This is a genomic window from Paracoccus pantotrophus (assembly GCF_008824185.1).
GTDB classification, from domain to species: Bacteria; Pseudomonadota; Alphaproteobacteria; order Rhodobacterales; family Rhodobacteraceae; genus Paracoccus; species Paracoccus pantotrophus.
This window is the reverse complement of sequence record NZ_CP044426.1, coordinates 1,775,473-1,796,685: the sequence shown is the minus strand read 5'-3', so window position 1 is coordinate 1,796,685 and position 21,213 is coordinate 1,775,473. Positions and strand designations below refer to the sequence as shown.

General features: G+C 70.3%; 23 protein-coding genes. 6 read left to right on the top strand and 17 right to left on the bottom strand.

Annotation, left to right across the window (positions count from 1 at the left end; all coding sequences use genetic code 11):
- Positions 1 to 28 precede the first annotated feature (28 nt).
- The 4 genes from ESD82_RS19390 to meaB form a co-directional block, all read right to left on the bottom strand.
- Complete coding sequence (locus ESD82_RS19390; RefSeq protein ID WP_147427585.1) at positions 29 to 823, bottom strand: hypothetical protein; 795 nt, start codon at positions 821 to 823, stop codon at positions 29 to 31.
- Between the two features lie 245 nt (positions 824 to 1,068).
- Positions 1,069 to 1,344, bottom strand: a complete 276-nt coding sequence (gene rpmB / locus ESD82_RS19385; protein WP_011748713.1) for a 50S ribosomal protein L28 — start codon at positions 1,342 to 1,344, stop codon at positions 1,069 to 1,071.
- Positions 1,345 to 1,499: 155 nt separating this feature from the next.
- The gene (locus ESD82_RS19380; protein ID WP_147427586.1) at positions 1,500 to 2,081 is read right to left on the bottom strand and encodes a methylated-DNA--[protein]-cysteine S-methyltransferase; all 582 of its coding nucleotides are present in this window, start codon (positions 2,079 to 2,081) and stop codon (positions 1,500 to 1,502) included.
- Entirely contained in the window at positions 2,065 to 3,078 is a 1,014-nt protein-coding gene (gene meaB, locus ESD82_RS19375; protein WP_114669430.1) for a methylmalonyl Co-A mutase-associated GTPase MeaB, read from the bottom strand. Before meaB ends, ESD82_RS19380 begins: the two co-directional genes overlap by 17 nt.
- Positions 3,079 to 3,223: 145 nt before the next feature.
- On the opposite strand from meaB, the gene ESD82_RS19370 reads away from it, so the two are divergent.
- The 3 genes from ESD82_RS19370 to ESD82_RS19360 all read left to right on the top strand — a co-directional run bounded on the left by ESD82_RS19370 (position 3,224) and on the right by ESD82_RS19360 (position 5,865).
- Positions 3,224 to 3,580 carry a thioredoxin domain-containing protein gene (locus ESD82_RS19370; protein WP_147427587.1) on the top strand — a complete coding sequence of 119 codons (357 nt, stop codon included), beginning with the start codon at positions 3,224 to 3,226 and terminating at the stop codon, positions 3,578 to 3,580.
- Between the two features lie 75 nt (positions 3,581 to 3,655).
- Positions 3,656 to 4,948, top strand: a complete 1,293-nt coding sequence (serS, locus tag ESD82_RS19365; protein ID WP_147427588.1) for a serine--tRNA ligase — start codon at positions 3,656 to 3,658, stop codon at positions 4,946 to 4,948.
- Positions 4,949 to 5,025: 77 nt separating this feature from the next.
- Entirely contained in the window at positions 5,026 to 5,865 is an 840-nt protein-coding gene (locus ESD82_RS19360) for a hypothetical protein (protein WP_244314555.1), read from the top strand.
- Positions 5,866 to 5,886: 21 nt separating this feature from the next.
- Here ESD82_RS19360 and der read toward each other — a convergent pair whose 3' ends face one another.
- The 9 genes from der to ESD82_RS19315 all read right to left on the bottom strand — a co-directional run bounded on the left by der (position 5,887) and on the right by ESD82_RS19315 (position 14,374).
- Positions 5,887 to 7,353, bottom strand: a complete 1,467-nt coding sequence (gene der, locus ESD82_RS19355) for a ribosome biogenesis GTPase Der (RefSeq protein ID WP_147427590.1) — start codon at positions 7,351 to 7,353, stop codon at positions 5,887 to 5,889.
- Positions 7,350 to 8,672 carry a PQQ-binding-like beta-propeller repeat protein gene (locus ESD82_RS19350; protein WP_147427591.1) on the bottom strand — a complete coding sequence of 441 codons (1,323 nt, stop codon included), beginning with the start codon at positions 8,670 to 8,672 and terminating at the stop codon, positions 7,350 to 7,352. Before ESD82_RS19350 ends, der begins: the two co-directional genes overlap by 4 nt.
- An 83-nt stretch (positions 8,673 to 8,755) precedes the next feature.
- Positions 8,756 to 9,451, bottom strand: a complete 696-nt coding sequence (locus ESD82_RS19345) for a hypothetical protein (protein ID WP_147427592.1) — start codon at positions 9,449 to 9,451, stop codon at positions 8,756 to 8,758.
- Positions 9,452 to 9,492: 41 nt separating this feature from the next.
- Complete coding sequence (gene rarD, locus ESD82_RS19340; protein WP_024844249.1) at positions 9,493 to 10,404, bottom strand: EamA family transporter RarD; 912 nt, start codon at positions 10,402 to 10,404, stop codon at positions 9,493 to 9,495.
- A gap of 318 nt (positions 10,405 to 10,722) precedes the next feature.
- Complete coding sequence (locus ESD82_RS19335) at positions 10,723 to 10,878, bottom strand: Trm112 family protein (RefSeq protein WP_114669431.1); 156 nt, start codon at positions 10,876 to 10,878, stop codon at positions 10,723 to 10,725.
- 35 nt (positions 10,879 to 10,913) lie between these two features.
- Positions 10,914 to 11,552, bottom strand: coding sequence for an LON peptidase substrate-binding domain-containing protein (locus ESD82_RS19330; protein ID WP_024844247.1), 639 nt, complete (start codon positions 11,550 to 11,552; stop codon positions 10,914 to 10,916).
- A gap of 1 nt (position 11,553) precedes the next feature.
- Positions 11,554 to 12,465, bottom strand: a complete 912-nt coding sequence (trxA, locus tag ESD82_RS19325; RefSeq protein WP_024844246.1) for a thioredoxin — start codon at positions 12,463 to 12,465, stop codon at positions 11,554 to 11,556.
- 108 nt (positions 12,466 to 12,573) lie between these two features.
- Entirely contained in the window at positions 12,574 to 13,359 is a 786-nt protein-coding gene (locus ESD82_RS19320; protein WP_024844245.1) for an exodeoxyribonuclease III, read from the bottom strand.
- Between the two features lie 328 nt (positions 13,360 to 13,687).
- Positions 13,688 to 14,374: a response regulator transcription factor gene (locus ESD82_RS19315; RefSeq protein WP_024844244.1), complete on the bottom strand. Its 687-nt coding sequence runs from the start codon at positions 14,372 to 14,374 to the stop codon at positions 13,688 to 13,690.
- Between the two features lie 133 nt (positions 14,375 to 14,507).
- Here ESD82_RS19315 and ribA point away from each other — a divergent pair, with 133 nt between their 5' ends.
- Positions 14,508 to 15,569, top strand: coding sequence for a GTP cyclohydrolase II (gene ribA / locus ESD82_RS19310; protein WP_024844243.1), 1,062 nt, complete (start codon positions 14,508 to 14,510; stop codon positions 15,567 to 15,569).
- Positions 15,570 to 15,586: 17 nt separating this feature from the next.
- Positions 15,587 to 16,102, top strand: a complete 516-nt coding sequence (locus ESD82_RS19305) for a L,D-transpeptidase family protein (protein ID WP_177209326.1) — start codon at positions 15,587 to 15,589, stop codon at positions 16,100 to 16,102.
- Between the two features lie 3 nt (positions 16,103 to 16,105).
- On the opposite strand, the gene ESD82_RS19300 is transcribed toward ESD82_RS19305, so the two are convergent.
- Both ESD82_RS19300 and ESD82_RS19295 read right to left on the bottom strand, forming a co-directional pair.
- On the bottom strand, positions 16,106 to 16,855 hold the full coding sequence (locus ESD82_RS19300) for an SDR family NAD(P)-dependent oxidoreductase (RefSeq protein ID WP_028710306.1): 750 nt from the start codon (positions 16,853 to 16,855) through the stop codon (positions 16,106 to 16,108).
- Between the two features lie 97 nt (positions 16,856 to 16,952).
- Positions 16,953 to 18,146 (bottom strand): THUMP domain-containing class I SAM-dependent RNA methyltransferase, encoded by a 1,194-nt coding sequence (locus ESD82_RS19295; protein WP_244314554.1) that lies wholly within the window; start codon positions 18,144 to 18,146, stop codon positions 16,953 to 16,955.
- Between the two features lie 162 nt (positions 18,147 to 18,308).
- On the opposite strand from ESD82_RS19295, the gene ESD82_RS19290 reads away from it, so the two are divergent.
- Positions 18,309 to 19,106 (top strand): VOC family protein, encoded by a 798-nt coding sequence (locus ESD82_RS19290; RefSeq protein ID WP_244314553.1) that lies wholly within the window; start codon positions 18,309 to 18,311, stop codon positions 19,104 to 19,106.
- Between the two features lie 90 nt (positions 19,107 to 19,196).
- Here ESD82_RS19290 and ESD82_RS19285 read toward each other — a convergent pair whose 3' ends face one another.
- Together ESD82_RS19285 and ESD82_RS19280 are read right to left on the bottom strand one after the other, a co-directional pair.
- Complete coding sequence (locus ESD82_RS19285; RefSeq protein ID WP_028710305.1) at positions 19,197 to 19,985, bottom strand: metallophosphoesterase family protein; 789 nt, start codon at positions 19,983 to 19,985, stop codon at positions 19,197 to 19,199.
- Positions 19,982 to 20,944 (bottom strand): diacylglycerol/lipid kinase family protein, encoded by a 963-nt coding sequence (locus tag ESD82_RS19280; RefSeq protein ID WP_147427593.1) that lies wholly within the window; start codon positions 20,942 to 20,944, stop codon positions 19,982 to 19,984. Before ESD82_RS19280 ends, ESD82_RS19285 begins: the two co-directional genes overlap by 4 nt.
- Positions 20,945 to 21,213: the final 269 nt, after the last annotated feature.

Genomic DNA, 21,213 nt, shown 5'->3' with positions numbered 1-21,213 from the left:
TCCGCCTGGGCGGCGCGTGGGGGAGGGGCTACGGCCCGGCGATCCGGCGCAGGAAATCCGTCAGCCGGTGGCGGGCGGCAAATCCGCTGCAAAAGGACGAAAAGATCGTGCGCAACTGGTGATCGGTGTGGTCCTGGCCCAGCGTTCCGTAATCCCGCCCCTCCACCAACTCGGCGCCGAGCTTCTCGGACAGGACGGGCTTGCCGGCGAGATACGAGGAAAGCAGGCGCGGATATTCGGTATAGATACCATCGGCGAAATGGATGTTGACGACGCCCCGGCTGTCGCAGATGGCCTTGTGCAGGTCCGTGCCATAGGTCTCGGACAGCAGGTCGCAATGATCCTTGGGCAGCCCGGCCAGGATCTTTGCCCTGCGGTCGTTGATGGCGCCGAAGAACACCGGCGGGCGCTGCCCGGCGCGATACGGCACCGGCCGGCAGGGAAAGACATGCGGGCCGAACAGCACCCGGCGCCGCAGGAAGCGGGGAAGCCATCGGTAATAGGGGGCGTTGGCGGGGCTGAGATCCAGGATGAGGTGATAGAACAGCAGCTGTTTCAGCAACCGCCGGGGGCGGGGCTTTCTCCACATCGTGCGGCCGTTTTCGTCGAAGTAATGTTCGGTCTGGAGCCCGAGCCGCAGCCCCCTGCGGAACAGGGCGGGGCCGAATTTGCGATGGATGCCGACATAGAGGTTGATCCGGGCGGCGGGCAGGTTCTCTGCCCGGATGCCGGCCAGCATGTCCCGGGCGAACTGATCGAGGACGGGGTGATTGGAAAAGACGGTCAGGGAGCCGACCTTCTGTTCCCGAACCGGATCAGCCATCGCAGCCTCGTCTGGAAAAGCCCGCTTGCCGTTTTCTGCCCCGGCCGCCGTCAATGCCGGGCGGGAGGGGGCTGGCAAGGATATGCCCGCTGGCCCTGGGGATCATGCGGAACGGTGCCGCCGACCCGCGGGGGGCGGCTCCGGCGCATTCGGGTGCTGGCCGCAAGGATATGCAAAGGCCCCGCCGTTGCCGGCAGGGCGCATCGCATGGGACCGGCCCCGAATCGGCGCCACGGTCGGAAGGATCAGGCTTTCGCCAGCTCGCGCTTGATCTTCAGCGCGCGGTCGGACAGTTCCGCGTCCTTGGCCTTCGCCAGGAAGGCGTCCAGGCCGCCGCGGTGATCGACCGAGCGCAGCGCCGCGGCCGAGATGCGCAGCTGGTAGCTGCGGCCCAGCTTTTCCGACAGCAGCGACACTTCGTTCAGGTTGGGCAGAAACCGGCGGCGGGTCTTGTTGTTGGCGTGGGAGACGTTGTTGCCGCTCATCGGGCCCTTGCCGGTCAGTTCGCAAACGCGCGACATGATCTTGTTCCTTCGATTCGATCCTGCACGGGCGGCTGCCCGCAATATGAAAGGGCGCCGCGTGGCAGCGCCCGGAAATCCGTTTGCGCGGAATAAAGCGAGACGGGGGGCGCGTCAAGCGTTTTCGCCGGGCCGTTCCCTGCCGGTGCGGCGCTTCATCCCGCGAAATGCGTGGATTCATGCGCGATCAGCGCCTGCTTGCGCCACAGCCCGCCGCCATAGCCGGTCAGCGCGCCATCCGAACCGATCACCCGATGGCAGGGAATCACCACCGCGATCTGGTTCGCGCCATTGGCCCGCGCCGCCGCACGCACCGCTTGGGGCCGGCCGATGCGCCGCGCCAGCTCGGCATAGCTGATGGTCGTGCCCGCGGGCAGGCGCTGCAATTCCCGCCAGACCTGCTGCTGGAAATCGGTGCCGTGCAGGGCCAGCGGCAGGTCGAAAGCCGCCCGCTCGCCGGCGAAATAGCCGGCGATCCGCGCCTCGGTCCGGTCGGTGACGGCAGTGCGGCCGGGACCGATGCGGCCCCGCGCGGCCAGGCGGCGCAACTCGGTCGGCAGCGCCGGGCGTTCGAGGAATTCCAGCAGGTGCAGTCGCTTCTGGTCGGCGACCGCGATCATGCGGCCCAAGGGCGTGTCGAACCATGCGGCCAGCAGCTCGGCCGGCCCAGGCGGCGGGCCCAGGAGTGCGGCCAGCAGGGCGCCGGGATCGGCCTGCGGGTCAGGCCCGGCGCTCATGCGCCTGTCGCCCGGCGATCAGCGTGTCGCATTCGGCGGCGCCCAGCCAGTCCAGCATCTGCGCCGCCGCCGAATCGGGGTCGCTTTCGCCCCGCGCCACCGCGTCGCCCATCTCGCGCAGCCGGGTGCGCACCTCGGGCCGGTCGAGCCGCGCCAGCAGCCCGGCGCGCAGTTCCGACAGGAACCAGTGCCGCGCCTGCTCGGCCCGGCGGGCGTCGAAATGCCCGTGTTCGCGCCGCCAGTCGGCGAGCCAGGTCATGCTGGTCCAGGCCTTGTCCAGCCCCTCGCCGGTATAGGCGGAAACCGGCAGCGCCTTGGGAAAGCCCTCGGGGTCGTAGGGGCGCTTGCGCAAGAGCCGCAGCGCGCCGGCATAATCGGCCACCGTGCGCATGGCGGTCTCGCGCAGATCGCCATCGGCCTTGTTGACCAGGATGATGTCGGCGATTTCCATGATGCCGCGCTTGACGCCCTGCAGCTCGTCGCCGCCGGCCGGGGCGAGCAGCAGGATGAACAGGTCCGACATCTCGGCCACCAGGGTCTCGGATTGCCCGACGCCCACCGTCTCGATCAGCACCACGTCGAAGCCCGCCGCCTCGCAGAGCCGCACGGTCTCGCGGGTGCGGCGGGCGACGCCGCCCAGCTCGGCGCGCGAGGGCGAGGGGCGGATGAAGGCGTTCGGGTCGCGCGACAGCGTCTCCATCCGGGTCTTGTCGCCCAGGATCGAGCCGCCCGAGCGCGCCGAGCTGGGATCGACGGCCAGCACCGCGACCTTGAGGCCCTGCGCGGTCAGCATCTTGCCGAAGGCCTCGATGAAGGTGGACTTGCCGACCCCCGGCGTGCCCGACAGGCCGATGCGCAGCGCCTGCCGCTCGGGGAGTTCGGCCAGCAGCGCGACGGCGCGGGCGCGGTGGTCGGGGCGGGTGCTTTCGATCAGCGTGATCGCGCGGGACAGCGCGCGGCGATTGCCCTGTGTCAGGGGTTCGGTCAGTTCGTCCATGCCCATCCCGGCTGCATCCTTGCGACGCGGGGGCCGACTGCCCCCGCACCCCCGTGGATATTTCCACAAGGAAGACATGTAAACGCCGGGCCGTTGTGGCGGAAGCGCGCGGGGGGTAAGTCTGGCGCGGGAAACGGAGCGGGCAATGCTGACACGGCGGGCGATTCTGGCCGGGATGGCGGCGATGGCGGCGGGGCCGGTGGCGGCGGCCGCCGGGTTGCAGTTGCTGATGGTGCGGCGCCGGGGCTGCGTCTATTGCGCGCAATGGGATCGCGAGATCGCCCCGGTCTATGGGCGGCATCCCGAGGGGCGGGCGGCGCCGCTGCTGCTGGTCGATCGGGACGGGCCCTGGCCCGACGGGCTGGTGCTGGCGCGGCGGCCCTGGCTGACGCCCACCTTCATCCTGCTGCAAGGCGGCGTCGAACAGGTGCGCGTCGAGGGCTATCCGGGGCGGGAGCGGTTTTTCGAGGTCTTGCGCGACATGCTGGCCCAGGCGGGCTGAGAGGGCGGGCTGAGGCTTTCGCCTTCAGCCGCTTTGGGTTATCCGGTTTCGCGTAACCTGCCAGAGGAATGGGCCATGCACGACATCCGCGCCATCCGCGAAAACCCCGCCGCTTTCGACGCAGCACTTGGCTTGCGCAACATGGCCCCGGTTTCGTCCGAGATCCTGTCGCTGGATGCCGACCGCCGTGCCCGCATCGCGGCCGCCGAGGCCGCGCAGGCCGAGCAGAACAAGGCCAGCAAGGAGGCCGGCGCCGCCAAGGGCCGCGGCGACGAGGCCGAGTTCCAGCGCCTGCGCGCCCTGGTCACCGCCAAGAAGGACGAGACCGCCCGGCTGCAGGCCGAGGCCGCGGCGCTGGACGCCAAGCTGCGCGAGTTGCTGCTGACCGTTCCGAACCTGCCCCTGGACAGCGTGCCGCCGGGCGAGGACGAGGGCGACAATGTCGAGATCCGGCGCTGGGGCGAGCCGCGCGCCTTCGACTTCGCCCCGCGCGAGCATTTCGAGGTCGAGGGCGTCCGGCCCGGCATGGATTTCGAGACCGCCGCGAAGCTCTCTGGCTCGCGATTCGTGGTGCTGAAGGGCGGCGTCGCCCGCATCCACCGCGCGCTGGCGCAGTTCATGCTGGACCTGCATGTCGGCGAGCATGGGCTGGAGGAGACCTGGGCGCCGGTCCTCGTGCTTTCGGAGATGATGGAGGGCACCGGGCAATTGCCGAAATTCGGCGAGGACAGCTATCAGACCCGCGAGGGCTGGTGGCTGATCCCGACATCCGAGGTCACGCTGACCAATACCGTGAACGGCGATCTGGTCGATCACGCCAGCCTGCCGCGGCGCCTGGTGGCGCATAGCCAGTGCTTCCGTTCGGAAGCCGGCAGCGCCGGGCGCGACACCGCGGGGATGCTGCGCCAGCACCAGTTCGAGAAGGTCGAGATGGTCTCGATCACCGATGCGGAATCGGGGGTCGCGGAACATGCCCGCATGACCCGCTGCGCCGAGACGGTGCTGGAACGGCTGGGCCTGCCCTATCGCACCATCGTTCTGTGCGGCGGCGACATGGGCTTCGGCGCCCGCATCACCCATGACCTCGAAGTCTGGCTGCCCGGGCAGGGCCGGTATCGCGAGATCTCCTCGGTCAGCTATTGCGGCGATTTCCAGGCCCGGCGGATGAATGCGCGCTATCGCCCGGCCGGCGGCGGAAAGCCCGAGTTCGTCCATACGCTGAACGGCTCGGGCCTGGCGGTGGGGCGCACGCTGATCGCGGTGCTGGAGAACGGCCAGCAGGCCGATGGCTCGGTCGTCCTGCCCGAGGCGCTGCATCCCTATCTGGGCGGCAAGACGCGGCTGGGCGCCGACGGCGTGCTGGCGTGAGCTGACAAAAGCCGGATCGCGCGAAACCCGCTGCGAGCGGGCGGCGTTTCCTGCCCATGTCTCGCGCGGGTGCCCTGTTGCTGATCCTGGCGGTGCTGGTCTTCATTGCCAGCACGCTGCTGCATGCGGTCCAGCCCGGCCCGCCGACACCGCCCCTGGCGGTTGAGGGCTACGGCCTGTCGCCCTGGCAGGGCCTGGGCGATCTTCCCGCGCCCTCGGTCGATCTGTCGGCGCTGTTCCTGCGGCCTCGGGGGCCGGGGATGGCCGGGTTGCTGGGCATGGCCTGGCTGGCGCTGGCCTATCACGCCGGGCGGCGCTGGTTCGAGCTGCGGCGGATGCGCCTGGCGCAGGCGGCGGCGCCCGAGGAGGGGCGCGCGCTGCCGCCGCAAAGCCTGGGCCCGCCGACCGCCGGCCACCTGCTGCGGCTGCACCGCCATGACGACAGCCTGGCCGAACATGCGCCGCTGATCGTCGGGCTGCTGGCCGGTGCGGTCTGGCCCTGGCTGCTGCGCGGCCATCCCGTCGTCGCCTTCCTGCTGTCGGCGGCCATGCTGGCGGGCTTCCTGGCGGCGGCGCTGCGCGGGGTCCGGCTCGGCAGCCTGGTGCAGCGCAGCTCGGCGCTGGGCTTCGTGGCGGGCTGGGGGCTGCTGGTCAGCTTTGCCGTCTTCACCGGGCTGCTGCGCGACCGGCTGGGCGTGCCGCAGGAGGTGGCGGCGGTGGTCGCGCTGCTGATCGGCTCGGTCGCCGCCGTCAGCGTGCAGCTGCGGCTGGGGCGGCGGATCGGCTTCAGCGTGGCGCTGATCTGGGGGCTGATCGGCATCGCCGCGGCCACCGTCGCCAGCGCCGCGGCCATCGCCACCATGACCGTCATTGCCATCGCCATCATCGCCGTGGCGCTGGTGCGGGTGATGACCTAGGCGGTTCCCGGTCCCGCCCGCCTAGCTGCCCTTGGGCCTTTGCCGCTGCCTGTGCTTGGAGAGCGCGCCGGACTGGCTGATCTTGCCGGCCTTGTCCTTATAGGGGTTCTTGGTGCCCTGGTCGCGGAAGGTCAGCCGGATCGGCGTGCCGGGCATGTCGAAATCGGCCCGCAGCCCGTTGACGAGATAGCGCGCATAGCTGTCGGGCAGCTTGTCGGTATGGGTCGCCATGACCACGAAGGCCGGCGGCCGGGTCTTGACCTGGGTGATATAGCGCAGGCGGATGCGGCGGCCGCCGGGCGCGGGCGGCGGATGCGCCTCGGTCATGGCGGAAAGCCATTGGTTCAGCCGGGCGGTGGGGATGCGGCGGTTCCAGACCTCATGCGCCTTGAGGATGGCGTTGTGCAGCCGGTCCAGCCCCTTGCCGGTGCGGGCCGAGACCGTGACCAGCGGCGCGCCCTTCAGCTGCGGCAGGAGCCGCTCGAAGGCCTCGCGCAATTCCTTGAGCTTCTCGGGCTTGTCCTCTTCCAGATCCCATTTGTTCGCCGCGACGACCACGGCGCGGCCCTCGGTCTCGGCGAAATCGGCGATGCGCAGGTCTTGCTGCTCGAAGGGGATGCCCACGTCCAGAAGCACCACCACCACCTCGGCAAAGCGCACGGCGCGCAGCCCGTCGGCGACGGAAAGCTTTTCCACCTTGTCGGTGACGCGCGCCTTCTTGCGCATGCCCGCGGTGTCGAAGATGCGCACCGGCGTGCCCATGAAATTCGTGCTGACGCTGATCGAATCGCGGGTGATGCCGGCCTCGGGTCCGGTCAGCAGCCGGTCCTCGCCCAGGATCTTGTTGATGAGCGTCGATTTCCCGGCATTGGGCCGGCCGATCACCGCGACCTGCAAGGGCCGGGCGGCCGAGGGGCGCCAGTCTTCGTCCTCCTCGCCATCCTCGACGGCGACATCGGTTTCGGGCGCCTGCTGGACGTTCTGCGCCTCGAACTCTTCGGCCAGCGGCACCAGCGCCCGATAGAGGTCGTCCATGCCCTCGCCATGCTCGGCCGAGATGCGCAGGGGCTCGCCCAGGCCAAGCGCATAGGCTTCCATCGCGCCCGCCTCGCCGGCGCGGCCCTCGGCCTTGTTGGCGGCCAGGATCACGTGTTTCGCCCGCTTGCGCAGGATGTCGGCGAAATATTCGTCGGCCGCCGTCACGCCCACGCGGGCGTCGATCACGAACAGGCAGACATCGGCCTCGTCCACCGCGCGCTCGGTCAGGCGGCGCATGCGGCCTTGCAGGCTGTCGTCCTCGGCAATCTCCAGCCCGGCCGAATCGACGACGATGAAGCGCAGGTCGCCCAGCCGCCCCGCGCCCTCGCGCAGGTCGCGGGTCACGCCGGGCTGGTCATCGACCAGGGCCAGGCGCTTGCCGACAAGGCGGTTGAACAGCGTGGACTTGCCGACATTGGGGCGCCCGACAATGGCGAGGGTAAAGCTCATCTGTATGCGATCAACTGGCCGTCATGGGTGACGACGTAAAGGGTCTGGCCCGCGACGGCCGGGCCTGCCGCGGCGCCGCCGGGGATCTGGGCGGTGCCGATCAGCGCGCCCGAGGCGGGATCGAAGACGCGCAGATAGCCGTCCGACGAGGCGAGGTAAAGCTTGGATCCCGCCAGCACCGGGCCGTAATGGTTCCAGACCCGGTCCTGCTTGCGGATGACCTGTTCGGTGAAATAGGGCAGTTTCTGCGCCCAGACCCGGCCGCCATTGGCCGCGTCCAGCCGGATCAGCTGCGCCTGGTCGTTGACCAGAAAGACCGAGTTGCCGGCGGCCAGCACCGGGCTGGCCGCGCCCTCGCGCGCGTGCCATTTCATCGTGCCGGTGGTCATGTCATAGGCGCCGACGCCGCCGGCGCTGGTGCCGGCATAAAGCGTATTGCCCAGGATGACCGGGTCGCCGGTCATGTCGCGGAAATAGCTGACCGCGCGGCCCAGCCGGGTGCCGCCGACATTGGCGACCCAAAGCTGGCTGCCGTCGCCGGCATCGACGCCCGCCAGCGCGCCGGTGTTCGACGGAAAGACCACCGTGCCGCCCGAGACCGCGGGCGAGGGGGCGCCCATCACCCCGGCCATGTCCTTGTTGCCGAAGCTGCGCCACAGCACCTTGCCGTCATTGGCGCGCACCGCCCAGCCGGTCTGTTCGCGGTCCACCACATAGACCACGCCATTCGCGACCGTGGGCGCGCCGCCGATGGTCGAGCCGACCTTCTGCCGCCAGGCGACGCCGCCGGTGCGGGCATCCAGCGCCACCAGCTCGCCATAGCCGGTCGAGGCGAAGACGCGGTTGCCCTCGAAGGCCAGCCCGCCGCCCGAGACGCTGCGGCCGCTTTCGCCGGCCGGGCGCAGGTCCACGCTCCAGACCCGGCCGCCGCCGGTGGTGGTGGCGGTGACGGTGGACTGGCTGTCCAGGGCAAAGACCAGCCCGCCCGCGACCACCGGGTCGGCGGTGATGCGGTGGCGCTTGTCCGAGGCCGCGCCGATGGGTGCGGCCCAGATCCGCTGCGTGCCGGCGCCAAGCGCCGCATTGCCCGGCGCATGGGCGGCGTTGCCGGCGCGCTGCGGCCAGTCGGCATTGGCGCGCACCGCCGGCAGAGACAGCGCGGCGGTGGTCGGCGCCTGCGCGCCCTCGGCCACGGGGCTGTCGGGGGACAGCACGGCGCGCGGGTCCAGGCGTTCGCCGGGTAGGATGGTGTCGCGCTCGGCGCAGGCCGAAAGGGCGGTCAGGCCAGCCAGAGCGGCGATCAGGGACAGCCTCGTCATCGCTTTCTCCTCTATCCGGGCCGGGGGTGACATCTGGGGTCGGCCGCGGGCGCGTTGGTTCGGTTTGCCGGCGGGACCGGCCATCAGTTCGCGGCGGGCGCCGGCATGGCCTGGGGCAGGGGCCCTTCGCTGTGGTCGGGCTCGACCCCCAGGGTGATCATCATCTCGGACAGGCGGCGGCGCAAGGGTTCGGACAGCCCGTCCTTTTGCTGGATCTGGCCGATCAGCATCACCGCGTCCTCGGTGCGGCCGGCGCCGATCAGCGCCACCGCCTTCTGCTCCAGCGCCAGCAGTTCGAAGGGCGCGCCGGGCTTGGAGAGATCGGCCAGCAACTGGTCGCGTTCTGCCGCATCCATGGCCGCGCCCGCCACCATCACCGCCTTGAGCAGCGCCAGGTCGCGCAGCACGGCGTCGTTGCGCAGGCCCGCCGCGGCGGCCTTCAGCCGCTCGGCGGCCTTTTGCGGCAGGCCGGCCTCGGCCTCGGCGCCGGCGGCCAGCATCTCGGCCAGCAGCTTGCGGCCGGCCGAGCCGGCGGGATCGACGGCGGAAAGCGCGGTGATGGGATCCTGGCCCTGGCGGGCGGCCAGGACGGCATCGCCCCAGGCCCGGGCCCGGCTTTCCGCCTGGCTGCTGGCATATTCCCGCCAGGCGGCGCCGCTGACGATGCCCAGGATCACCAGGAGCGCGATCCAACCGTAGCGGCGGAACAGGCCGAACAGCCGGTCGCGGCGCAGATCCTCGGTGACCTCGTCGATGAAGCTGTCGTTCTGATTGGCCATGTCGCCCCCGGATGTTCTTTCGCGCTGTTCTATACGCGGTTTCACCCGTTTGCCAATGGCGGGGCGTGGCGGGACTGGCGCAGGGCCGAGACGGAATAGATCGCCAGCGCCGCCCAGATCATCGCAAAGGCGATCATGTGCCAGCCGGTGAAGGATTCGCCGAACAGCAGCACGGCGCAGAGGAATTGCAGCGTCGGGTTCAGGTAGAACATCAATCCCAGCGTGGCCATGCCGACCCGCCGCGCCGCATAGCTGAACAGGATCAGCGGCACCGCCGTCACCGCGCCCGAGGCGATCAGCAGCAGCGTGTCGGGCAGATTCGCGCCGAAGCCCAGCGGCTGGGCCAGCGACGCCGGCATCACTCCAAGCGCCTGGGCAATGAGCCAGCCAAGCGCCAGCGGCGCCAGCAGCGCCACCTCGGCCGCGACAGAAAGCACCGGGCCCAGCGGCAGCGCCTTCTTGACCGCGCCGTAAAGGACGAAGGTCAGGGCCAGTCCCAGGCTGATCCAGGGGGCGACGCCCAGGCCCCAGGTCAGCAGCGCCACCGCCAGCGCCGCCAGCAGGACGGCCAGCGCCTGCAGGCGGGTCAGGCTTTCGCCGAAGACCAGCACGCCCATCACCACAGCGGCCAGGGGAAAGATGTAATAGCCCAGCGAGCTTTGCACCACATGGCCGGCCTGCACCGCCCAGATGAACATGCCCCAGTTGGTCGAGACGGTCAGCGCCGCGAAGGCGATCCGCCCCAGCTGCCGCCCGCCCAGGGCGGCGCGCAGCTGGCTCAGCCGGCCCTGGACGCCCAGGATGACCAGGAACAGCGCCAGCGACCAGATGGTGCGATGCGCCAGCACCTCGACGGTCGGCACGCCGGCCAGCGCGCGATAATAGATCGGCGACAGGCCCCAGGTCACGCAGACCGCGATCATCGCCCAGAAACCCTTGGTCCATTCGCTCATGCGCGATTCCTTTCGTCCCGCTAGCCATGCGTCCGATTCGCGGCAAGGGCAAGGCCGGTCCCGCGCGATGCGGCCAGGGCCGGCCGTGCCGATGGGCAAGAGGCCGGCTGCGCAGGCTTCCGGCCGGGCCTTGGCCGGGCGGCGACCGACGCCGCGGATGGGCAAGGGTGCGCGGGGTCGGTTCCCCCGGTTTCCCGCCGGGCCTTGGTCCCGCAAGGCCACGCGGCCTTCGCCGGGCGCGCGGGAGGGGGGCGGAGGCCCGGCCCACGGTTGCGGGGCCCAGGGGCCATGCAGCCCGCCGGCTGCGCGGGCTTTTCCTCAGGCGCGGATCTGGCGCGCCTCGTTCAGCAGCATGATCGGAATGCCGCCCCGGATCGGAAAGGCCAGCCCGGCCGCTTCCGAGACCAGCTCCTGCGCCTGCGCGTCGTAACGCAGCGTCGCATGCGTCACCGGGCAGACCAGCGCCTCGAGCATGTGGCGGTCGTAGCCGCGTTCGGCGGTGTCTTCGGTCACTGGATCGTCTCCTCGTTGTCGCCGCCGTGCAGGGCGTATTCCAGCAGCCCCTCCAGCAGTTCGCGGCGGTCGGCAAGCGCCGGCGCCTCCAGCAGGGCCTGCTTTTCCTCGGGGGCAAAGGGCAGCAGCATCGACAGCGAATTGACCAGCGTCTCCGCCTCCGATGCCTCGGCCGCATCCCAGTCGGTGGACAGGCCGCGCTGCTCCATGTAGCGGCCCAACCGCGCCATGAAGCCCTTGCGGTCGAAGCGCGGGTCTTCCTCGGGCTGGGCGGCCAGGTCGCCCTCATAGCCCGACCAGTCCACCTGGCCGCGCAGATAGGGCGTGAAGCCGGGCCGCACCTCGTTCAGCCGGAAGCGCGAACGCGCCCGGAGCGAGATCATCAGCCGCCCGTCGTCCAGCTCGGAAAAGGCCACGATCCGGCCCGCGCAGCCGACCGAGGCCAGCGAATCGAGCCCGCCTTCGGCCGGCTGGATCATGCCGATCAGCCGCGAGGGGGTCTTCAGCACGTCCTCGACCATCTGCAGATAGCGCGGCTCGAAGATCTGCAGGGGCAGGCGGGTGCGGGGCATCAGCACCGCGCCCGGCAGCGGGAACAGCGGGAGGGTCTCGGGCAGGTCGATGCCGCGCGACATGTCAGGCGAAGATCAGCGAGGACAGGCGGCGGCGTCCCTTCTGTGCCAGCGGATCGGTGGGCTTCATGGCATCGAAGATGGTCAGAAGCTGCGCCTTGGCTGCGCCCTCGTTCCAGTCGCGGTCGCGGCGGAAGGCCTCCAGAAGCTGCTCGATCGCCTCCTCGACCTCGCCCGCTGCATGCAGCGCGGCGGCATAGTCGAAGCGCGCCTGCTGGTCGGCGGGATCGGCCTCGACCTTCTGGCGCAGCTCGTCCAGGGGACCGGCGCTGGCGGCCTGCCGCGCCAGCTGCAATTGCGCGCGGGCCGCCTCGATGGGCGCGGCATTGGCGATGGCGGCGGGCACCTGCGCCAGCGCCTCCTCGGCCCGGTCGGCATGGCCCGCGGCCAGATGGGCGCGGATCAGCCCGCCCCAGGCGGCGGGGTTCTCGGGCTCCTCGCCCAGGATGGCCGCGAAGGTCTCGGCCGCATCCTCGGCCGCGCCCTCGGCAATCATCGCCTCGGCGGCATCCAGCGCCGCGGCCAGCCCGCCGTCATCGCCGCCCATGGTGGCCAGCTTCTCGACGAACTGCTTGATCTGGCTTTGCGGGATCGCGCCCTGGAAACCGTCGACCGGCTGGCCCTGGAAGAAGGCATAGACGGTCGGGATCGACTGCACGCGCATCTGGCCGGCGATCATCTGGTTCTCGTCCACATTGACCTTGGCCATGCGGACGCGGCCCTTGTGGCGGGCGACCTCGGCCTCCAGTTGCGGGCCCAGCGTCTTGCAGGGGCCGCACCAGGGCGCCCAGAAATCGACGATGACCGGCACCTGCATCGAGGCATCGACCACCTCGGCCATGAAGGTCGCCTCGGACACGTCCTTGATGAAATCGGCAGGGGCGGCATCTTTGGGGGCGGAGCCAAGCTCGAGCATCGGGTATCCTCATGCGAAAGGGTCGCCTCCTAGATGGCGCAGCCACCGGCCCGATGCAAGATTGGCCGGCCCCCGCGCATCCCTGCGGCCATGCGCCGCAGCGGAGGATCAGAGATCGAAGCTGGCCAGCACCGGCACGTGGTCGCTGGGCTGCTGCCAGCCGCGCAAGGGTCGCAGGATGCGGCTGTCATGCCCGGCATTGGCAATGTCGGGCGTGGCCCAGATATGGTCCAGCCGCCGGCCCTTGTCGGCGGCGTCCCAGTCCCGCGCCCGATAGCTCCACCAGCTGTAAAGCAGGCCCTGCGGGATGTCCTTGCGGGTGATGTCCACCCATTTGCCGGCATCCTGGGCGGCGCCCAGGTGCTCGACCTCGATCGGCGTGTGGCTGACGATCTTCAGCAATTGCTTGTGCGACCAGACGTCGTCCTCGCGCGGGGCGATGTTCAGGTCGCCCACCATGATCGAGCGTGCCGGCCGCTCGGCATGGAAGACGTCGCGCATCTCGGCCAGGAAATCCAGCTTCTGGCCGAACTTGACGTTCTGCTCGCGGTCGGGAATGTCGCCGCCGGCCGGGACATAGAAATTGTGGATGGTCACGCCGTTTTCCAGCCGCGCGGCGACGTGGCGGGCATGACCCAGCCCGGCATAGTCGCGGTCGCCCGCATCTTCGAGCGGCAGTTTCGACAGGATGGCGACGCCGTTGTAGCCCTTTTGCCCACGCGCGACGAAATGCTTGTAGCCAAGCGCCCGGAATGCCTCCAGCGGGATGTTCTCGACCGGGCTTTTCGTCTCTTGCAGGCAAAGGATGTCCGGCGCTTCCTCGGTCAGGAAGCGGGCGACCAACGTCTCGCGCAGGCGGACCGAGTTGATGTTCCAGGTGGCGATGGTGAACACGGGGGCAGGCTCCTTCTTCGTGCGCGACCCTAGGGGGCCGGGCGCGGCTTGTCCATCGCTGCCGGTCCGGGGGCTGTCTGCCCCCGGACCCCCGAGGATATTTCTCCAAGAAAGAACCGGAGAACCGCGGCCCCCGTGCCCGGTCTTCTTCCTTGGGGAAATATCCTCGGGGGGTGCGGGGGGCGAAGCGCCCCCGCGGGCGGCGAAAAAGGAAACCCGGCCGCCGGGCTGGGCCGGGGCCGGGTCGTCATGTGGCCGCATCCTCCGACCACCGGGCTTCGCAGGCCAAACCCGCAAGCCGCGCGCGGGTTCCGCCGCTGAACATTTATCAAGCCACCAGGCGATAGCCGCCCGATTCCGTGACCAGCAGCCGCGCGTTCGAGGGGTCGGGCTCGATCTTCTGGCGCAGGCGGTAGATATGCGTCTCCAGCGTATGCGTGGTCACGCCGGCATTGTAGCCCCAGACCTCGTGCAGCAGCACGTCGCGCGGCACCACCCCGTCCTGGGCGCGGTAGAGGAATTTCAGGATGTTGGTTTCCTTTTCCGTCAGGCGGATCTTACGGTCCTTCTGGTCGATCAGCATCTTCATCGCCGGCTTGAACGTATAGGGGCCAAGCTGGAAGATCGCGTCCTCGGACTGTTCGTGGGTGCGCAGCTGGGCGCGCAACCGCGCCAGCAGCACCGGGAACTTGAACGGCTTGGTGATATAGTCGTTCGCCCCGGAATCCAGGCCCAGGATGGTATCGGCATCGGTATCGTGGCCGGTCAGCATGACGATGGGGCATTTCACCCCCTGCTTGCGCAGCCGCTTGCACAGCTCGCGCCCGTCGGTATCGGGCAGGCCCACGTCCAGCACGACCAGGTCGAAGATGGCGCCCTTGGTCCTTTCGACCGCCTCGTGGCCCGAGCCGGCCTCGAACACCTCGAAATCCTCGGTGGCGACCAATTGCTCGGCCAGGGCCTCGCGCAGGTCTTCCTCGTCATCGACCAGCAGGATCTTTTTCAGTCCGGCCATTCTTGCCTCCTTTGGCGTTATGGCGGAAAACTGTGGCGCGGCGCGGCAGGCGTCCAGCGGTTTGCAGCAATTCTCACATGGAGTTGTCGGAAATCCGCCCTATGTTTCAGATTGTTTCAACCATGCTGGCCCGATGACCCTGATCCCGACCCTGACAGAGACCCTGTCGCGCGCCCGCGCCGACCTGCGCATCGGCCTGCCCGTGGTCATCGGCGGCCAGTTGGTCGCGGCGGTCGAGACGCTGCGGGCCGACCGGCTGGAGACGATGCGCGCCCTCGGCCCCGCCGTGCTGGCGATCACCGAGCCGCGGGCCGAGACGCTGAAGGTCCGGGTCTATGACCGCGACCTGGCGCGGATCGCGGTGCCGGGCGATGCGGACCTGGCCTGGCTGCGCGCGGTGGCCGATCCGGCGGGCGACCTGATGACGCCGATGAAGGGCCCCTTCCGCAGCCCGCGCGGCGGCGATGTCGATCCGCATCGCGCCGGGATCGCCCTGGCGAAATCGGCGCAGCTTCTGCCCGCCGTTCTGGTGGTGCCGCTGGCCGGGCCGGCCGAGGGGCTGACGCAGCTTTCGCCCGGCCCGGCGCTGGCGCAGATGGCGACCGAGGCCGCGATGGCCCCCGTCGCCGCCGCGCGCCTGCCGCTGCTGGCGGCCGAGAATTCCAAGCTGCACATCTTTCGCCCCGACAATGGCGAGGCCGAGCATTACGCGGTCGAGATCGGCGCCCCCTCGCGCGCGGCGCCGGTGCTGGCGCGGCTGCATTCGGCCTGTTTCACCGGCGATGTGCTGGGCAGCCTGAAATGCGATTGCGGCCCGCAGCTGCATGCCGCGCTGGCCGCCATGGGCCAGGCGGGCGAGGGCGTGCTGCTCTATCTGAACCAGGAGGGACGCGGCATCGGCCTGGCCAACAAGATGCGCGCCTATGCGCTGCAGAACCAGGGCTTCGACACGGTCGAGGCCAACCACCGGCTGGGCTTCGAGGACGACGAGCGCGATTTCCGCATCGGCGCCGGCATCCTGAAGAAGATGGGCTTCGAGGCGGTGCGGCTGATGACCAACAACCCCAAGAAGGTCGCGATGCTGGAGGGCCACGGCATCCGCGTGGCCGAGCGCGTGCCGCTGGTCACGCCCCGCAACCGCCACAATACCGGTTATCTGGACGTGAAGGCCGCAAAATCGGGCCATCTGCTGTGAGGTTGCTCTTGACCCCCATGGGGCTGCGGGCGGGATCGCGGCTCATTCCCTGCGCGGTCGGGCGCGGCGGCATCCGCAACGACAAGCGCGAAGGCGACGGGGCGACGCCCGTCGGCCGGCACCGCCTGGTCGGGCTGCTCTATCGTCCCGACCGGGTGCCGCGGCCGGCGGCCTGGGCGCGGCCGATCCTGCCGGGCGATTTGTGGTGCGACGCCTCGGGCCATCCGGCCTATAACCAGCCGGTCCGCGCGCCCTTCGCCGCCAGCCACGAGGCGATGCGGCGCGCCGATCCGCTTTACGATATCGTGCTGGTGACGGATTGGAACTACCCACAGGCCCGGCCCGGCGCGGGGTCCGCCATTTTCCTGCACCAATGGCGCCGGCCGGGCTTTCCGACCGCGGGCTGCATCGCCATGGCGCGGCGCGACCTGGCCTGGCTTGCCGCGGCCGTCTTGCCGGGCGATGTGCTGGAGATCCCTGCCCTGCCGCGCTGGCCGGCGCGCAAGCCCGCCAGCCGGCATGGCAAAGACTAGGCGTCAGAGCGCCGTATAGCCGCCGTCCACCAGGTGATAGCTGCCGGTGATGAAGCTGGCACGGTCGGACAGCAGGAAGGCGACGAGCCCCGCCACCTCCTCCGCCCGGCCCAGCCGGCCGATGGGATGGCGGGCGACCAGCGCCTGCTTGACCTCGGGGTCGAGCTGGTCGAGCAGCGGCGTGTCGATGAAGGCCGGGCCGACCGCGTTCACCCGGATGCCCTGCGCCGCATATTCCAGCGCCGCGTTCTTGGTCATGCCCACCACGGCATGCTTGGCCGAGACATAGGCCCCGGCGCCGTTGAACCCGACCGAGCCGAGGATCGAGGCCATGTTCACGATTGCCCCGCCGCCCGATTCCAGCATGGCCGGGATGCCGTAGCGCATGCCGTAGAAGACCGCGTTCAGGTTGATGTCGATCACCTTTTGCCAGCCGTCCAGCGGGTATTCCCCGACCGGCGCGCTGGGGCCGCCGATGCCGGCATTGTTCACCAGCAGGTGCAGCCCGCCCAGCCCCTTGGCGACCTCGACGGCCTTGCGCACCGCATCGGGGTCAGAGACGTCGCCCGCCACGGCCTCGGCCCGGCCGCCGGCCGCGACGATCCGCTCGGCGGTGGCGCGGGCGGTTTCCTCATGCAGGTCGGCAGCCACCACCGTGGCGCCCGAGGCGGCAAGCTCCAGCGCGATCGCCTCGCCCAGCCCCGAACCGGCGCCGGTGACAAGGGCGATCTGGTTGTCGAAACGAATATCCATGCGATTCTCCTGCGCGGTTTCGGGATAGCATATCATCCGCCGGGAGCCTGTCCCTGCGACCAACCGTATCAATGCGCACCGGCGGCCGGGGTTCCCCTTACAGCGGCCCGGTCTGCCACAGCCGGATCTTCAGCCCGCCATGGGCGACATAGGGGCCGGGTTCGCGAAACGGCAGGCCGGTCGCGCGGGCCAGCGGCGCCTCGCTGGTGACCAGGCCGACGCGCCAGCCGCGGAAGCGTTCGCGCAGCACCTCGCCCAGCGTCGCGTGCAGGCCGAAAAGCGGGCCCTTGTTGCCGATGCGCGCGCCATAGGGCGGGTTGACCATGACCAGCCCCGGCGGGCCTTCGGGGCGGAGGAGATCGCCGATGGCGCGGTTTTCGAAGCTGGTCCAGCGGTCCAGCCCGGCGCGGGCGGCGTTCTCGCGGCTCATGCGGATCGCGCCGGGGTCGCGGTCGCTGCCGTGGTAGCGGGGCTCGGCCGGCGCGTGCGGGGCAGGGGCGCCGCGCATCGCCTGCCATGCCTGTGCGTCATGGTCCGGCAGGTGTTCAAAGGCGAAAGGCCGCATCCGGCCGGGGGCGAGGCCGGCCGCCATCTCGGCCGCCTCGATGACGAAGGTGCCCGAGCCGCACATCGGGTCCAGTACCGGCTCGGCCCCGTCGAAGCCGCATTGGCGCAGGAACATCGCCGCCATGGTCTCGCGCATCGGCGCCTTGCCCACCGCCTGCTTGTGGCCGCGCCGGTGCAGCGATTCGCCCGATGTGTCCAGGCTGATGGTGCAAAGGTCGTCCTCGATGCGGATCTTCAGCGTGACCGGCGCGTCCTCGGCCACGGGGGCGCCCAGGCTGTCGCGGATCGCGGCCTCGATGCGCTGGGTGATGGCGCCGGCGTGATAGATGCGGGACTTGCGGCTGCTGGCCTCGATGCGGATCGGCACGTCCGGGCGCAGCCAGTCGGCCCAGGGAAAGCGGCGCGCGCGCTTGTCGAGCTGCGCCGGATGCATGGCGCGAAAGGCGCCGATGCGCGCGAGGACGCGGGTCGCGCCGCGGATTTCCAGGTTCGCCCGCCAGACATCCGCCCAGCCGCCGGTGAACGTGACGCCGCCGGGCTGGACCTGGGCGTCCCAGCCGAGCAGGCGGGCCTCCGCTGCCAGCGGCTCTTCCAGTCCGGGGGTGGCGACCAGGAAGATCTCCATCCGCGCCGGATCGGCGGCCAGCCGCGCGGGTTCGGGCTGCAACCGGGTCGGGGCCGGTGGGGTCTTGGCGGGGCGTGTCTTGGGGGCGCGGGGCTTCATCGGGTTCCGGCTGACGAAAAGGCTCCGCATCATGCGCCGGGGCGCGGGCAAAGGCAATCCGCGCATATTGTCGCTGCCATGGCGTCAGTCTTCCCCGATTGGCGCCATTTCCAGCCATGCGCCCCGCGCCTATCTTGGCTGCAACAGGATATCAAGGAGAGCATGATGGCCACGAGCGACGCCCCCATCCAGATCGGCCGGGTGGCCCTGATCGTCAACGACCTGGACCGGGTCGGGGATTTCTACCGCTCGGTCATCGGGCTGGAGCGGATTTCCGGCAGCGGCGAGGAAACGGTGCTGGGTGCTGGCGGCAAGCCGTTGCTGGAGCTGCGCCGCGACCGGGCCGCCCGCCCGCGCCCGCAAGAGGCGGGGCTGTTCCATACCGCCTTCCTTCTGCCCGACCGCGCGGCGCTGGGGCGCTGGCTGCGCTTCGTCGCCGGGCGCGGGATCGGGCTCGACGGGGCCTCGGACCACCTGGTCAGCGAGGCGCTTTACCTGCGCGACCCCGAGGGCAACGGGATCGAGGTCTATGCCGACCGTCCGCGCAGCGCCTGGCGGCATGACGGCGCCGAGGTGCGGATGGATACCGTCGCGCTGGACCTGCCCGATCTGATGGCGGCGGGTGCGGGCGCCTGGACCGGCGCGCCCGAGGACAGCGTGGTGGGCCATGTCCATCTTCAGGTGGGCGATGTGGCCGCGGCCGAGGATTTCTGCATGAACCGGCTGGGCATGGTGCGCATGGCGCATCGCTTCGGCGCGAGTTTCTTTGCCACCGGCGGCTATCATCACCACCTGGCGGGCAATGTCTGGAACAGCCGCGGCGCCGGGCGGCGCAGCCCCGGCTCGGCCGGGCTGGCCGAGGTGGTGCTGGCCGCCGATCCGGATCGGTTGCAGGCGCTGGGGGTGGCGGAATTGTGCGATCCCTGGGGCACCGTCTTCCGCATCGAGCCCAAGGGGTGAGCGGGGCCGGGGGCTTTGCCCCCGCGCCCCTCGGGCCCCTCGATGGGGCCCGAGGGGCGCTCCCCCAGGGTATTTATGGAACGAAGAAGATCAGGCCGGGCGCCAGAGCCCGTCCCGGCGGGTGAATCGCAAATGCTCGGGCGGGCGGAAGCCGGGCTCGGTCATGGGCGCGACATGGCGCTCGACCAGCAGGTCGGGGCCGGCGAAATCCAGCACGGCGAATTCGTTCTGCCGGTCGCCGGGCCGGTCGCACAGCGCGGTGCCGGCCTGGACTTGCAGGATCGGCCGTCCCCGCTTGCCCAGGAAGGCGCCGATCGACCACAGGTGCAGGTGGCCGCTCAGGACCAGTTGCACGCCTTCGGCCTGGAAGCCGGCCAGCGCCGGGGCGGCGCCCTGCATCAGCGCCTTGTCCACCTGCGGGCGCTGCTGCATCGGGTGGTGCAGGGCGACGATGTTGATGCAGGCGGGGTCGAGCCCGGCGATCACCCGCGCCACCTGCGCGGGCGTGACGATGCCGCGTTGCCAGGCCATCGGATCGACGCTGTTGACGCCTTGCACCCGCAGGGTGCCGACATGGCCCACGGGCTCGAGGTTCTCGGCGATGGCGCGCCGCCAGCGGCGCCAGGGGCGCAGCATCCGGTCCGCCAGCTTGTAAAGCGGGATGTCGTGGTTGCCGGGCACCGCCAGCAGCGGCGCCTCGATCCGGCGCAGGAAGGCCGCGGCCTGCGCGAATTGCGCCGAGCGGCCGCGATGGGTCAGGTCGCCCGTCACCACCACCAGATCGGCGCGGGCGGCGTTGATGCGGTCGATCAGCGGCTCGACCAGCGGCTTGCGCTCCAGCCCGAAATGCAGGTCCGAGAGATGCAGGATGCGCGTCATCCGGCATCCCGCCCGCCGCTTTCGGCCGGGACCAGCACCTTCAGCGCGTCGTGGCGCACGCGGATGCGAAAGGGCGAATCCATCCAGGTCTTTTCGCCGTCATGGGCGACATATTCGTGGCGCGGCACGGTCTCGAGTTCGAAGTCATCGGCGCAGATCAGGTCGAAATCGGCATAGCGCGCCGATTTGCCCAGGGCCAGCCGCAACGCCGAGCGCACCAGCGGCCCCGGCCGCTTCGCCCGCGCCACCAGCAGCGCCAGCTGGCCGCGCCGCACGCAATCGGCCCCCTCCAGCCCGAATGCGTCCAGCTGATAGGCGCTTTTCGCCACGAAGGCCAGGGCGGTGGTGAAGTGCCGCGTCTTGCCATCCGCGTGTACGGTCAGGCGCAGCGGGCGACGCAGCGTCCACAGCGCCGCCACCGCCGACCAATAGGCCGCCAGCCGCGACCGGCCCCAGCGGCGATAGATGCTTTCGCGGCGGCGCAGGATCTCGGGATAGGCGCCGAAGCTGACATTGTTGAGGAAGACCATGCCATTCATCTCGCCGACATGGACGCGGCGGATGCGGGGCGCATCGAAGATCGCCAGCGCCGCCTCGACCGTCTCGCCCGAGCCGAGGTCGCGGGCGAAATAGTTGAAGGTGCCGCCGGGAATCACCGCCATCGCCGCCTCCGTGCCCGCGATCGCGCCGGCCACGGCGGCCTGGGTGCCGTCGCCCCCGGCCGCGACGATCAGGTCGAAGCCCTCGGCCACCGCCGCGCCGGCCATGGCGGGCAGGTCGGCGCCCTGTCCGGTGCCGCGGAACTGCAACTCGGCCACCCGGCCCTGCAAGGCCCTGCGCAGCTTGTCTGCGATGTCGTCGCCCGCCTCGCGGCCCGAGCCCATGTTCACGATCGCGCAGACCCGTGCAGCCGCGAGGTCGAAATCTGGGCCTTCTGCCGGGTCGTCCTGACGGTTCATCCCCTTGGTCCTTCCGCATTGTCACCTTTCCCGAACCCGTCCGCCCGGCGCCCGGTTCCGGCTCTGCGGAGGGCGGAGTCGCGGCAATTCGCCGGCCCGCGCTAATCCTGATCTTTTTACTTGCCTTTCCGGGTCCGCTTTGACAGATTGCCGGCGGGAAGCTGAAGGGCGGGATTTCCGGACCGCCGTCCGATTGGCCGTGCCCCTTGGGGATCGCGGCGATGCGCCACCCAAGACATCGTTTGCCAAACCCTGCGCAGGAGAGTTCT